Here is a 1,419-nt window from a genome sequence, read left to right as displayed (position 1 = left end):
CAATCTTCTCAATCCACGCCACAAAGTCTTAACTCCTGGAACACCATCATGTTTCCGTCCCAAAAAACCTCCCAATTTAGCAATCCAACCAACCGCTTCCCCTAAAGTAGGTGGGTAAGAATGAGGATAAATTTCGTGATGAATTGTTGCATAAAGAGCTTGCCATTCTGGAGGTTCTAACATAATTTCACAACTGGCATCAGGCACGAGCCGAGCTTCATAAGCAATATAAAGCAAGCGCCAGGCTACAATAGAATAAGTAGCTAAAGCCATTTCTAACCTTTTTGCTGTTTCTAATTGTAGCTTCTCAATGCCACAGCCACTTTTTAATACATAATGATAACGCTCAATCAACCAACGATAACTATACCATCTCACATAAGTAGTCACATCTTCAACACAACTAATAGGTAAAGTTGTCAATAGCCACCACTCTATTGCTTCTGAATCAGATGGTGGTTGTAGTTCTCTGACTAAAATAACTTGCAGTTTAATCGGATTTAATTGTTCTTTTTTAGCACGATTTTGCGGTGGTTGAATAGTTAAAGTCTGATACCGAATAGTTAAAGTTGCCCGTCGAGATTTCCGAGTGGGATTGCGTTTCAATTCCACAGTCATTGTGGCTTGTGGCTCCCTCGATTCCATCTCTTCTTTAAGGTGATTCGATGTAGACTCTAAACATCTGTTTTGAGTAGCTCGAATCAAAAAATCTGCCCCCTCACGGTTCGCACAGGCAAACAAGTCATAAAAGTCTGCTTCTCTATCGGCAATTGTGACTACTTGTTGTGAATCAGGGATGATAGATGACGTGTTTTTTAAAGCATCAAGCCATCTTTGACTTTCTTTTTCTTCGGTTGATTTTTGAGAACGTTGAGCAGCTTTACCTAAAGATTTTGGCTCTCTAGCCCACACATATTGGTCGATAATTCCTAATGGTAGCCCCTGTGTTGTTGCTGCCAAAGTTGAATGTACTTTCAATCCCTGAGCATATTTACTATCAAGATATCCGAGTCCTTTGACTGCTTTATGAGTAGTGTAATTTAATTCGGTTGTATCTTGTATTGCCAAGATGATTTGATGATTTTTAATTCTGGCAAGCGTCGCATCTACGTGTCCTCTCCTAAGCTGAGCTGGTTTAATGTATGGTGAATCCCAGAAATCGTAAGTAGCCTTAGTTTCGGCCCATGTACCACTAGCTTGAGGTACACTGGATGTTGGTTTTTCACTCAAGTTAGAGACAATTTTCATGAATCTATTTGTTCTTCTTGCGTCTCCTAATTGAGTTTTTTCTAATTCTTGCCTTACCCATTGATCGATCATTTTAACCAGACTCCTTGGCGAGCACCCGCTCCTGTGATAGCACAGACGTTGATTTTTGTCAAACTTTTTGTTAAGAAAGATGTTTATAAAGCATAGCTT

1 protein-coding gene is annotated in these 1,419 nt (G+C 39.7%); it reads right to left on the bottom strand.

The window, feature by feature from the left end; translation table 11 throughout:
* Nucleotides 1-1,320, bottom strand: a 1,320-nt coding sequence (locus QUB70_RS32500; RefSeq protein ID WP_332985925.1) for an IS4 family transposase, incomplete at its 3' end; no start/stop codon positions are given.
* Nucleotides 1,321-1,419 lie beyond the last annotated feature (99 nt).

This window comes from Microcoleus sp. A003_D6 (assembly GCF_036702825.1).
Taxonomy (GTDB): Bacteria; Cyanobacteriota; Cyanobacteriia; order Cyanobacteriales; family Microcoleaceae; genus Microcoleus.
The sequence above is the reverse complement of the archived record's forward strand: the minus strand, read 5'-3'. Positions and strand labels throughout refer to the sequence as shown.